This window comes from Pseudoxanthomonas sp. GW835-FHT14C01 (genome assembly GCF_058793715.1).
Genome location: NZ_JBXAGB010000001.1, coordinates 1,110,761 through 1,124,406 on the forward strand (window position 1 = coordinate 1,110,761; position 13,646 = coordinate 1,124,406).

General features: G+C 68.4%; 4 protein-coding genes. 2 read left to right on the forward strand and 2 right to left on the reverse strand.

What is annotated here, in order from left to right:
- The first annotated feature begins 141 nt into the window (after nucleotides 1-141).
- Entirely contained in the window at nucleotides 142-2,940 is a 2,799-nt protein-coding gene (locus AC1Q5B_RS04905; RefSeq protein ID WP_492630601.1) for an OmpA family protein, read from the forward strand.
- Between the two features lie 11 nt (nucleotides 2,941-2,951).
- Nucleotides 2,952-6,674, forward strand: coding sequence for a hypothetical protein (locus tag AC1Q5B_RS04910; RefSeq protein ID WP_492630602.1), 3,723 nt, complete (start codon nucleotides 2,952-2,954; stop codon nucleotides 6,672-6,674).
- 51 nt (nucleotides 6,675-6,725) lie between these two features.
- Here AC1Q5B_RS04910 and AC1Q5B_RS04915 read toward each other — a convergent pair whose 3' ends face one another.
- Complete coding sequence (locus AC1Q5B_RS04915; protein ID WP_492630603.1) at nucleotides 6,726-9,389, reverse strand: serine/threonine-protein kinase; 2,664 nt, start codon at nucleotides 9,387-9,389, stop codon at nucleotides 6,726-6,728.
- Nucleotides 9,390-10,109: 720 nt separating this feature from the next.
- Nucleotides 10,110-13,646 (reverse strand): hypothetical protein, encoded by a 3,537-nt coding sequence (locus tag AC1Q5B_RS04920; protein WP_492630604.1) that lies wholly within the window; start codon nucleotides 13,644-13,646, stop codon nucleotides 10,110-10,112.

Below are 13,646 nucleotides of genomic sequence, written 5' to 3' on the forward strand. Positions count from 1 at the left end.
ACGGCGGTGGTGAGCAGTCCGGCCTGCCCGGCGGGCAGCACGAATGCGGGCTGCACGACCACGATCGACACCCCGGTGCAGAACCCCGTGGTGACTTTCGGCAAGTCGGTTGTCCTTCCGATCGGCCAGACCGAGGTGTCGGTGGGGGATACCCTGACCTACAACCTGCAGGTGGTCGTCGGCGATGCCGCGACCACGTCGCCGGTCACCCTGACCGACACGCTGGGCCAGGGCCTGACGCTGGGCGCGGTGACGGCGGGCCGCCTGAGTTGCGGCGCGGCCAACCCGCTGGTGTGCACCTTGCCGGCGAATACGGCGCCGGGGACCTATCTGGTGACCTACACGGCGTTCGTGAACGAGCTGGCGACCGGCTTCGTCCGCAACGTGGTGGTGGCCGCGGGCGATGACGCGCCGACCTGCCAGGGGACGTGCCAGACCGAAACCATCGTGACCGAGCCGCTGCCGGCCATCGTCAGCTATGGCAAGTCGGCCGTGCTGCCGGCGGGCAAGACCCGCGTGGTCGCGGGCGATGTCATCACCTACACGCTGACCGCGACGGTGGCGGCAGCGCCCACCTCCAGCGCGATCACGCTGACCGATACGCTCGGCGCAGGTCTGACGTTCGGGACGGTAACGGCAGCGGGCGCATACACCTGCAGCGCGGCCAGTCCGCTGGTCTGCACGTTGCCGGAAGGGACGGTGCCCGGTGTCTACACGGTCACTTACACGGCGACCGTCAATGGCCAGGCAAGCGGCGTGGTCCGCAATGCGGTGATCGGTACCGGCACCGACAACCCCGTGTGCGCGAACGAGTGCGACATCGAGACCCCGGTGGCAACCCCGACGGTGGTCGTGAACAAGAGCTCCGACCCCGCCAATGGTGCGACGGTGCAGCCCGGGCAGGTGATCACCTACACCTTGTCGGTGCAGGTCGGCCAGGCCGCCCTGGATTCCGCCGTGACCCTGGTGGATACGCCGGATCGCGGGCTGACGCTGGGTGCCATGCCGGCCGGCTGTGTCTACAACGGCACGACCATCACCTGCACGCTGCCGGCCGGTACGCCTGTGGGTACGCAGGCGTTCACTTACCAGGCGACCGTGAATGCGTCGGTGGCAGGGCGCGTGACGAACGTCGTGGCGGCCAGCAGTGCGGATCCGACCGATCCGCCCCCGACCTGCCAGAGCTGCAGCACGGAGCACCTGGTCGGACTGCCGGAAATCCGCCTGGGCAAGTCCGCGGGCGCGCGTGAGGTGCGCATCGGCGACCTGGTCCGGTACACGCTGACGGTGGAGAACGTGGGCAGTACCGATCTGGTCAACGGCAGCATCGTAGACACACCGGCGGCAGGCTTCACGTATGTCGAGGGTTCGCTGCTGGCAGCCGATGCCGACCGGATGGTGACGGTCTCGGGTAACCGGCCGCTGCGTTTCGCTGGCGTGGACGTGCGTGCCGGCGAGACCGCCACGCTGGTGTACGTGATGCGGGTGGGCGCGGGTGTCCGTCCGGGCACCCACGTCAACCAGGCGCAGGTGCGTTCTCCCACCGATGAGCCGGTATCGAACGTGGCCACCGCGGAAGTCCAGCTGACCGCCGATGCGATGCTGGACGACAGCCTGCTGTTCGGTACGGTCTTCAACGACCGCGACGGTGACGGCTGGCAGGACAGCGCCGCGTTGAGCGGGGTGAAGGTGCAGGGCGGCTTTGCGCCGGGCGCCTACATCGCCCATTCGACCACGGTGGATCACGGCGCCGGCCCGCAGCCCGAGCCGGACGCCAGTTCGCCGATGTTGCATGGCATCGCGGTGGGCACGATCAGCGGTCGCCAGTCGCCTGCTGATCCGGTGGATGCCCGTGCCGTGGTCGTCCGGCAGCGCTTGAGCGAACTGGCCTTCACCGATGACTTCGTGCTGACCAGCGACCAGGGTGTCACGGTGCGCATGGATGCGGCGGGCAACACCCGCATCGAGCAGTCCGGTGAGGCGGCCAAGGGTCTGACCGCGGCGGCGCCGACGGTCGAGCGCCGCGTGGCGCAGGGCGAGGGCGGCTACGTGGTCGACTACGTCATCCGCAACACCGGCATCGACGAACGTGGCATTCCGGGTGTCCGCATCGCGTCGGTGGAAGGCTTGCTGATCGAAACCGACCAGTACGGGCGCTACCACCTGGCCGGCATGTCGGGCGGGGCATGGGAACGTGGCCGCAACTTCGTCCTCAAGGTGGATCCGTCCACGCTGCCGGCGGGCGCCGAGTTCACCACGGACAATCCCCTGCTCCGCCGGATCACTCCCGGTGTGCCGGTTCGCTTCGACTTCGGCGTGAAGCTGCCGGAGCAGGTGATCGAAGGCGGTAGCGAGCAGGTCGAGCTGGAGCTGGGCGACGTGTTCTTCGCCCCGGGCAGCGCCGAAGTGCGCGCGCAATACCAGCCGGTGATCGAGGCGATGGCGGCCCAGGTGCGCAAGCACGGCGGCGGCGAGGTGGTGATCAGCGCCAATGGCGATGCCCAGGCGCTGGCGTTCGACCGCGCCAACGCCGTCAAGACGGCATTGCTGGACACGCTGGAGCCGACCGTCGCGCAGGCGCTGGTGGTCAGCGTACGCGGCAACGTCGACGACCCCGGTTCGCTGGTCGTCGGCGTGGACGAAGGGGGGGCGTTGCTGGGTACCGTGCTGTTCGATACCGACAAGGCGGCGATCCGGCCCGAGTTCGAGCCACTGCTGGACAGGATTGCGGCCGCACTCGAGAAGCGCGGCGGCGGCAGCATCGCCATCGTCGGCCATACCGACGTGCGCGGCTCGCATGCCTACAACACCGCCCTGGGCATGCGCCGTGCGAAAGCGGTTTACGACGCCCTTGCCAAGCGACTGAGCCCGGACGTGCGCGCACGGGTTCGCGTGGAATCCAGTAACGATCCGACAGCCCCTGTCGGCGTGCGCAAGTGAAGGGGCGGATCATGAAGAAGCGTATGAAGATGAAACTGCTGGATTACACGCTGATCGGGCTGCTGGCGGGCGCCACGCCGATCGCCGCCGCGCAGTCTGCGCCGCCGGCGCCCGCGCCGGTGAACACCGACGGTGCGGCGAAGCCAGTGGACTGCGATGACCGGCAGTGCGCCGGCGAGGATGGCCTGCTGTTCCGGCTGCGTACGCGCAGCTACGACAGGCCGGTCACCGAGGGCACCAGCGAACAGTCGTCGTCGCCGGCGCTGCAGCCGGATCGCCGCGTGACCGTGGCGACCGAGCAGCCGGGCAAGGCGACGGCGATGGGCAAGTTCTCCATCGACCTGCCCGGGGGTGGCGTCATCTGGGCGACCGAAGACCCCACGCTCGGCCAGCCGGAACTATCGGTATCCGCGCCGTCCATCGTGTCGTTCGACGGTCGACGCATCACCCGGCCGGTGCAGTTCTACGTGCGCGGCAACTATCCGGCCTTCATCAAGCGCCTGGAAATCTCGTTGTACCGGAGCAGCGATGCCGACCTGATCGAGCCGATCGCCACCGTGCCGCTGGAGGTAGCCGGAGTGGTCCACGCCGAGTGGCAGGGCGAGCTGCCCGCGAAGTATCCGTTCCGCCAAGGCGACGAACTGGTCTACGTGTTGCGCGCCTACGGCGAGGGCGACAGTTTCGACGAAACCTATCCGCGGACGCTGCAGCTGGTTGCCCCTGAAGAGGCAGAGCGCGGCGCCAACCTGCTGCGCGAGAGCGCGGAACGCGCCCTCGGCACAGCGCTGTCGAGCGAGCAGGCACAGGCGCAGCGCCAGCTGGACGACGTGTTCGCCGGCAACGGCCTTCGCCAGCAGAACATCCCGATGTACGGCTCGCGCATCCGCATCCAGGGACGCAACATTCCCGACCGCGCCCAGCTGACCATCAACGGCGAACAGTATCCGGTGGACATGGAACGCAAGTTCGTGGCCGAGTATCTGGTGCCGGTGGGCCGTCACCGCTTCGAGATCGGGGTGGGCGACATCGGGAGCGAGGGCGGCGGCGCCCGCCGGGCCGCGACGCACGCGCTGGACGTGGACGTGACCGGCCGTTACTTCTTCGGCGTCGGCCTGGCCGACGTGACCGTCTCGCAGAACAAGGTCAGCGGTTCGGGCGCCGCGTTCGCCAACGACACGCGCTACCAGGACGATGTGATCAGCGACGGCCGCCTGGCGTTCTACGGCAAGGCGAAGTACGCGGGCAAGTATCTGGTCACGGCGCAGGCGGACACGACGCAGCGGGATCTCGAGCGCCTTTTCGACGGCTTCACGAAGGCCGATCCGCAGGACATTTTCCGACGCCTCGACCCCGACCTGTACTACCCGGTCTACGGCGACGACTCCACGACCTACCGCGACGTGGACACGATGGGCCGCTTCTACCTGCGCGTGGACTGGGACAAGAACCAGGCGTTGTGGGGCAACTACAGCACCGGCATCACCGGCACCGAGTACGCGCAGTACCAGCGCTCGCTCTACGGCGCGGCGCTGAACTGGCGCTCCAACGCAACCAATCGCTGGGGCGATCCGGGCAGCGAACTGCGCGTGTTCGGCTCGCAGGCCGAGACCGCGCCGGGACACAACGAGTTCATCGGTACCGGCGGCAGCCTGTACTACCTGCGTCACACCGATCTGTTGCCGGGTTCGGACGTAGTCACGCTGGAAATCCGCGACCTGACCACCGGGCGCACCGAGAATCGCGTGGTCCTGCAACGCGGCACCGATTACGAGATCGACGAGTTGCAGGGCCGCATCCTGTTGACGCGCCCGCTCGCCCAGATCACCCGCGAGAACACGCCGACGCTGACGCGCGACCTGCCGCTGGACGGCTTCGAGCAGCGCCTGATCGTCGACTACGAATGGGTGCCGTCCGGCTTCGATGCCGACGACGTCACCGCCGGTTTCCGCGGCAAGCACTGGTTCGGCAACCACGTCGGCGTCGGCGCCACCTATGTGCAGGAGAACCGCGCGGGCGAGGACTACACGCTCGCTGCCGGCGACCTGACACTGCAGGCCGGCAAGGGCACCTACATCAAGGCCGAGTACGCGCAGACCGAATCGTTCGGCGCCCCCGTATTCTTCTCCGACAACGGCGGCCTGAGCTTCATCCAGCAGAACGACACCGCGCTGTTCCGCGAAGGCGACGCCAAGTCGCTGGAAGCGCGCGCCAACTTCAAGGAGCTGGGCTGGACCGAACAGGACTGGAGCGTAGGCGCGTGGTGGCGCAATACCAGCGCAGGCTACTCCATCTCGCGCTACGACACGGGCCGTCCGGTGACCGAGTACGGCGCGGAGCTGCTGGGCCAGTTCACGCCCAACCTGGGCCTGTACACGCGATACACCCGTGCCGAGAGCGGGGCGGAGTCGCTGACGCAGGCGCAGGCCACACTGGAATGGCGCGTCAGCGACGCCAGCACCTTCAGTGCGGAAGTGCGCCGGGTGGACCAGGAGGGCACGACGGCCGATGCGGCCGGCACGCTGGGCGCGCTGAAGTACCTGCACCGCTTCGGCAGCTCCCTGGAGCTGTACGGCATCGGGCAGGTGACGCTGGATGACGATGGCGGCCAGTACGCCGACAACAACGCGCTGACGCTGGGCGGCAAGTACCTGTACGGCAACCAGTCGTCGGTGGGTGCGGAAGTCACGACCGGCGATCGCGGCGAAGCGGCCACGGTCAACGCCGAGCATCGCCTGACCGCGGAACACTCGGTCTATGGCGCCTACACCTATTCCACCGACACCACCGACTACGACTCGGTGTTCAACCGCAGCTCGCAGAACGGCTGGACGCTGGGCCAGCGGTGGCGCCTGTCCAACCAGGTCAACCTGTACAACGAAAGCCAGTTCCTGAAGGAGCGCAACGTCTCGGGCCTGGCCCATACCTTCGGCATGGACTTCTATCCGGCCCAGGGCTGGAACATGGGCTTCACGCTGTCCGACGGCGAGCTGACCAATTCTGACGGCGGTAACGTCGATCGCCGCGCGATCAGCGTGTCGGGCGGGCGGACGTCGCCGGATACCGATTGGCAAAGCAAGCTGGAATGGCGCGAGGACCGCGGCGCCGAGCAGCGGGAACAGTGGGTCAGCACGAACCGCCTGACCCACAAGTTCAACGAAAGCTGGCGCATCGCCGCACGATTGAACTACGCCGATACCGACGACCAGCTGGATCCTCTGGCGGGCGCGCGCTTCATCGAAGGCAACGTCGGCTTCGCTTACCGTCCGTGGAACAACCAGCGCTGGGGCCTGTTCGGCAGGTACACCTATCTGTATGACCTGGCGACGCTCGGCCAGATCGGTGGCGCGGACTACGATCAGAAGTCGCAGATCCTGTCGTTCGAAGGCGTGTACAAGCTCGACCAGCGCTGGGAGTTCGCGGGCAAGCTGGCGCGTCGCGAGGGTGAGGTGCGCATGGGGCGTGGCACGGGCGTGTGGCTGGACTCGGCGACCACGTTCGGCGCGGCCCAGGTGCGTTACGACCTCCGCACGAAGTGGCATGCGCTGGCGGAGTACCGGTGGCTCGACGTGGAGGACGGTGGTTCGAAGCAGGGCGTCCTGCTCGGTGTCGATCGCGATCTCGGCAAGAACTTCCGTATCGGCGTGGGCTACAACTTCACGGAGTTCAGCGACGACCTGACCGACTTCGATTACGACCACAAGGGCTGGTTCCTCAACCTGGTCGGCACGTACTGATCGTTGCCCGCGGGCGGGTCTTCCCGCCCGCGCACCTCCACGGGATCGACGTCAGGATGAGGGCGGCGCGCCTGTGTCTGGCGGTGCGCCCGACGTAGCCGCCGGCTGGAAGTCCCGGATCAGTGCGTCGCGGATCATCACGGTGGTGGCATGGTCGGCGCCCAGGTGGCGGCGGGCTTCCACCAGCGCGTCCTGCAGCAACGCTTCCGCCTGGCGTCGGTCAGGCACGGAGACCTGTCCGGGGCGATGCAGCATCACGTGCGCAAGCCAGTACCGGGCGGTCGGTGCGGGCCAGCGACGCTGGCGAGCGGCATGGACGCATTCCTGCAGCAGGCCTGCCGCCTCGTTGCGCAGGGCGTCGGTCTCGTCTGTCGTCGCATCGCCCGCCACGGCGATCATCACGCGCGCCTGGGTTTCCTTCGCGTCCAGGGTGGCGGGGTGGCGCGGACCCAACGTCTGCTCCAGCAGCGTGGCGGCCTGCCGCGCGAGCGCGAGCCCATGGGCGGCGTCACGGCGCGACGCCACGCGGGCCTCCAGCAGCAGCGCACGTGCGTACTCGGGATGCCGTGTGCCGTAGGCATGCGCGATGGCGCGGCGCGCCGTCTGCAGCGCGGTCTCGGTGATCGCGTCGGGATCGGGCGCGAGTGCGGCCGCTTCCAGCTGAAGGCGCAGGCTGCGCGCGGTGTCGGGGTGCGCCGGGCCGAGGCGTTGGCGACGATCGGCCAGCAGCGACGTGGCCAGACGCTCGGCATCCGCCCGTCGCTGCTGCAGGAGCAACAGCGACAATCGCGCCTCGTCGACATCGTTCGCCAGGGCCGGCGCATCCCGGCGCACGGCCGCATCGGCTTGCTGCAGATCGCGCTCCGCTGCGGCCAGATCCAGCAGCTGCAGATGCCACTGCCCGCGTAGAAGCAGCAGCGCGGCGCGTGCTTCCCGGGCGTCGTGCGAGGACGAACGCCCCGCGCTTTCCTGCGCGAAGGCGAGGGCATTGAAGGCGGCATCGTATTCGGCCAGTCCCCAGTGCGCGCGGGCGAGTTCGACCAGCAGTCCGAGCGTGGCGGGATCCGCGACCGGCAGCGCATGCGCCGACTGCTCCAGTCCGCGCGTGGCGATGTCGTGCGCGTCGGCATGCCGGGCCTGCAGGTTCAGCAGCATCGCCAGCATCGCCCGCGTGGAGGCAGACGCCGCGGGATCGTCGGCCAGCAGGCGATGGGCTTCGCCCGCCAATGCGAGCGCACGGCGATAGTCGCCCAAGCCCGCATAGCTGCGCGCCAGCGACGCCATGGCCCGTGCCCTGATCGTCGGATTCGTGCGCAGCGGCAAGGCACGCAGCTGCTGCTCGGTCTGTTCCAGCATCTGGCGCGACGAGGGACGCGCCTCGGACAGTCCCGACAGCGTGACCGTACCGAGCGTCTGTTCGAACACGGCCGACACCGCCTGCATGTCGCGCAGCGCCTGGCGGTCGCGCACGTAGGACCATCCGAGTACGCCCGCGCCGCCGGCCGCCACCACGATCACGCTGCCGGCGAGCAGGCTGGCCAGCGCGTTGCGCTGCAGGAAGCGCAACGCCACGTAGGCCCGGCCACCGCCACGCGCCGCCACCGGCCGTCGCGCCAGCCAGCGCTCCAGGTCGTCGATCAGTGCCTCGACGCTGGCATAGCGGTCCGCGGGCGCGTGCGCGACGGCGGTCAGCGCGATCGCATCCAGGTCGCCGCGCAGCCGGTCGTGCAGCCGGCGCGTGGTGCGGACGGCGCGTTGCCACGCGATGCCGGCCGGTGCGGCCAGCGCGAGCGCCGACGGTGCGGTCGCGGGAACCTCGACCCCGCGGCCCAGTAGCCCGGCGTGCAGCGGTTGCAGGGGGCGTGGCCAGGTGCCGACCAGCAGCTGGTACAGCATCACGCCGATCGAATGGATGTCGCTCGCGGCGGTCGGGACACCGCCGGCGAGCACCTCGGGCGCGGTGTAACCGCTGGAAACGGCCAGTCGAGGCGTGTGCTGGCCCTCCAGGCCATCGACCAGCGCCGACAGGCCGAAGTCGATCAGTTGCACGCGGCCGTCATCGGATACCAGCAAGTTGCCCGGCTTGATGTCCTGGTGCAGCAGGCGGCGTGCGTGCGCATACCGCAGCGCCTGGCAGGCCTGCAGCAGCAGCCGTACGCGTGCGCTCAGCGGAAGGCGTCGCTGATCGGCATACAGATCCATGGCGGTGCCGTGCACCAGGCGCATGGCGAACCACGGGCGGCCATCGTCCTCGATGCCACCGTCGAGCAGCGTGGCGATATGCGGATGGTCCAGTTGCGCCAGGTGGTTGCGCTCGCGCATGAAGGCGTCGATCAGCGCCGGCGTCGACATGCCGGCCCGCATGCATTTCAGCGCGACCTGCTTCTCGTACTGGCCGTCGGCGCGGCTGGCCGCGTAGACCGTCCCCATGCCGCCGGACTCGAGCACGCGATCGATCCGCCATGGACCGAGACGGTTGCCGATGCGGGCCATCGCCGCATCGAGGTCGTCGCCGTCCTGCGGTTCCAGCAGCGTGTCGAGGGCGACGTCTTCCAGCGGATGCCCGGCGGCATCCGCCGCCAGCAGCCTGAGCAGCACCCGGTGGAGTGCGGGGTCCTGCGCCTGCAGGCGCAGCAGGGCGGCATCGCGCTGCTGTGGCGCGCGTTCCGCGAACTCGTCGAACAGCGCCAGTGCGCGGGCTTCCAGATCGGACATCGTCGACGGTCGGTAGAAGGCAGTGATCGCGCTTCGTGCGGTGGCGTGGGCACGCCACTGAAAAACAAAGAGAAAAAACAGAAAACCGCGAGAGAGCAAGATACTGCGTGAAGCGTTGCATCCCGTGGCAGTCCGTACCTGCCGTCAGCAATCCAATCCATCTTGTCCATAAGCGCCAGGGAAACTACCGGACCGGACGGGCTGAAACAGCCACGCCATATTAGAGACATCCTCATCCGTAAGGAAATGCGGCGCGATTAACACTACGGCGTGTTTCAAGGTCACGGATGGTGCTCTGCTACGGGTCACGTCGATGGGAAGACCATCAGACCAAGGAAGCGCCTTGTCTCATTAAGCATCGTCATGGTCCGTGTCCGAGGTCTATCCGAAGCCAAACCCGTGCGTGCGAGCTGCACACAGCGCCGCATGCCATCGGAGGATGTCAGGAACTGGTGCCGCGATATCGAGTCTTTGCCGCAGAAGGCCGCGCGCCCGGCATTGATGTCACGCCCGCGATGCCCGGCGTGTTTCGATCGGCATGCTGTCCCAGTGGTCGTCAGGCCACCGCAGGATCGAGAGTACCGTCGCAGCCTGCGGGCCGAAGGGAGGAGGCCCTGCTACATGCGGAGCAGGGCGGAGGTGGCGTGTTCAGCTGCGGGCGCGGCCTCGACCGGTGCCGCGATTACCGGAGAGCGCGAAGGAACCAGGCGCCGACCGCCATCAGTAATAACCGGCGACGTTGAGGAACCATCCCTGGTAGTCGTAGTCGAGCTGGGTCAGGTCGCCGCTGAAGTCGGTGAAGTTGTAGCCCAGGCCGACCTTGAAGTGGTCGCTGATCTGGCGGTCCACGCCGACCAGCCAGCCGCTGCGGTCGCCGCCGTCGCGCACGCGCAGCCAGCGATGTTCGGCCAGCGCATCCCAACTGCGGATCAGGTGGTAACGCAACTGCAGCGCGGCGAAGTCGGTGCGACTGTCCAGCCACACGCCTTCGCCGCGGCCCAGCCGGTACTCGCCCCAGCGGCCGGCGAGCTTGCCCGCCATCTGCCAGCGGTCGGCCATCTGCCAGGTGCCTTCCAGCGACAGCACGTGCGAACGCTGGTCGTACTGGTCCGCGTCGATCTGGCCCGCAGAGACGCGGTCGTACAGGTAGGTGTACTTGCCGAACGCGGCCCAGCGCGTGCTGTCGTGCGGACGCCAGGCGAAACCCAGGCTCGCTTCGGCCAGCTTCGCGCCGGCAGCGGGATTCAGCTCGTCCTGCGTATCGGCATAGTTCGCACGCAGCGCGATGCGCCAGTCCTCGTTGACGCGGTGGAGCAGACGATGGGTGATGACCCATTGCTCGCGCTGCTCGGCGCCGCTGTCGCGACGGTACTCCAGCTTGCTCGACCAGTCGGTGCGCGCATCGGTGCGCCCGCCGCTCACGCTGTACGCGCGACGGTCGACGCGGCCGGTGGTCGCATCCAGCGTGCCGTCCATGACGGTGAAGCCGAGATTCCACGACGGGGCAGGGCGGAAGTCCATGCCCAGCGTGTGCACCAGGCCTTCGCTGCCGCGCTGGCGCTCCTGGATGAACTGGCTTTCGTTGTAGACGTTGACCTGCGAGTTGAGCTGCCAGCGCTGGCCCAGCGTCCAGCCGGTCTGCAGGCTGCGGTCGAACAGCGCATCGCGCGTGGTGCGGTCGGTGCTGTAGCTGTAGGCGCCGTACACGGTGTGGTCCGGACCGAAGCGGTACTCGCCATCCACCTTCGCGCCCTGGCCGCGGCTGCCGCTGCTCGCTTCCAGCCCCACGCTGGAGCGGTCGCCGAACAGGTACTTGCCGCCGAGCGTCAGCAGGTCGTTGCGCGCATAGCGTCCGCCATCGTCATCGAGCGTGTACTGGCCCACGCCGTACAGCTCCCACGTGGCGCCGATCCGTTGCCGGTAGCTCACCGCCAGCAGGGTGGCGTCGGTGCCGACGCCCGAGATTTCTTCCGACACCTGCCGAACTTCGCCGCCGAGGCGGCCGTCGGCCGAGAGTTGCCAGTCGGCGGTCAGCTGGGTCTGTTCCAGCGTGTTGGCGCCGCGCTCGGCGTGCGTGTAGCGGCCGTAGAGGCTGAAGTCCTTGTTGAGGTAACCGAGGAATTCCGCGCCGTACTCCTCGACGGCTTCGCCGGAATCCTGCCGGCTGATAGAGAAGCCGGCATCGACCTCGCGCCGCCATGCGCCCATCGACCACTCGTTCTCCGTCCAGCCCAGCTCCTGCAGGTTGGCGCGGGCCTCGATCAGCCGCGCCGTACCCGAGCGCGCATCCGTGGCCGGGTTGCGCTGCACGAAGCTCAGGCCGCCGTTGTCGGAATAGAACACGGGCGCGATGGTCGCTTCCGTGCGGCTGTTCTCCATCCGTACGTAGGTGCCGCGGCCGGCCTGCAGCGTGACGTCGGCGGCGCGCAGCGAATAGTCGTCGCCGCCACGGTTCTCGTCGACATAGGTGCCGCCCACCGCGAGGTGGTCGCCGAACCAGTGGCGTCCGCGCAGGCCGACGGTGGTGTCGTCGCTGTCGAAGCCGGCCGGGACGTATTCGTAGTCGACCAGCAGCAGATGCCGCCAGCCGTCCAGAGGTGCGTCGCGGGTCAGCGTGCGCACGTTCTCACGGGTGATCTGGCTCAGCGGTCGCGTCAGCAGCAGGCGGCCCTGCAGGTCGTCCATCTCGTAGTCGACGCCGGACTGCAGGTTCACGCGCGTTTCGACGCGGCCGCTGGTCGGATCGCGCACTTCCAGCACCACCTGTTCCGACCCCGGCAACACGTCGGTGTGCCGCAGGTAGTACAGGCTGCCGCCGGTGCCGAGGAACTCGGTGTGGCCCATCGCGGTCTGCGCCTCGGAGCCGAACACCTTCAGCAGGCTGCGCGGATCGCCCAGCGATGTGGCCGCGCGCGAGCGCCAGTCCAGCGCGGCGCCATACAGGGCGCGCGGATACTGCGCGTACTCGGTGCCGTCGAAACCGGTGAGGAAGTTGCCCCACACCGCGCGGTTCTGGTCCCATTCCGCCCGCACGTACAGCTTGCCCTGACTGTCCACGTCGCGGTACGTGCGCGAGTCGTCGCCGTAGACCGGGTAGTACTGGTCCGGATCGAGGCGGCGGAAGATGTCGTACGGCTGCGCATCGAAGAAGCCGTCGAACAGGTTGCCCAGTTCGCTCTCGTAGGTGTCCGCCTGCGCGGTGACCAGGTACTTGCCGCGCCATTTTCCTTTCGCATAGAACGCCAGTCGGCCTTCGCTGAGGAAGCCGTCGTCGCGCTGGATGTCGTCGGCCAGCACGTCGGTCGAGCCGCCGGCCTCGTTGCGCGACAGGGTCAGGTCCGCGTGCGCCGTGACGAACACGTAGCGCCCGGTGACGTCGACATCGAGCGCGGTCTCGGCGACCACCTCCTTGCCGTCGGTGACCTTGACCGCATAGCGATGCGTGCCGACCGGTTGCAGGAACTCGGCGACGAACTTGCGTTCCTGGTCGATCGGGAACACCTGGCCGTCGATGGTGACCTGCATCGTCGACGGGATCTGCTGGCCGAGGATGCGCACGCGCGAGCCGTACACCGGGATGTTGCGCAGGCGCAGGTTGCTGGTGCCGTAGATGGAATCGCTGACCTGCAGCGATTCCGCGCCCAGCGTGTCGACGGTCTCGGTGCGCTCGCGCTGCAGCTGGTCGCGCAGCACCTGCACGCCGCGGGCGTGGTCGGCCGGCGTCACCAGCTGGATCGACTGTGCCGCGGTCTCGTCGAAGCTGCCGTCGGCCGCATGGGCGCGCGCCACATACTGCAGCGTGTCGCCGACCTGCGGACGCAGATCCGCCGGAAGGACGCCGTCCCATTGCGCCTGCGTCACCGCGCCGACCGGCAGCTCGAACGTGGCGACGGGGCGTACGCGGTCGACGTCGGTGCCGCGGTAGACGCGGACTTCCAGGCGGTCATAGAACGCGGCGTAGTTGCTGTAGCCGTGGAAGCGCACCGGCTGGGTGATGCGTCCGTCCTCGAAAGGCACCATCGAGGCGGCCTGCACGTTGAGCACGGGTTCGCCGAGGGTGGGATCCTCGATCGCCCACAGCGTGCCGCCCTGCGGCAGGTCCACGACGAAGCGGCCCAGGCTGCCGGCCGGTCCCTGGAACGCGGGATCGGCATCATGGGGGACGGCGGCGGGCGGTTCCGCCGATTGTGCGTACGCCACGCCGGCCTGCAGCAGCAGGACCAGGCCGATCATTCCCGTCAACGCAGAGGCGCGCAT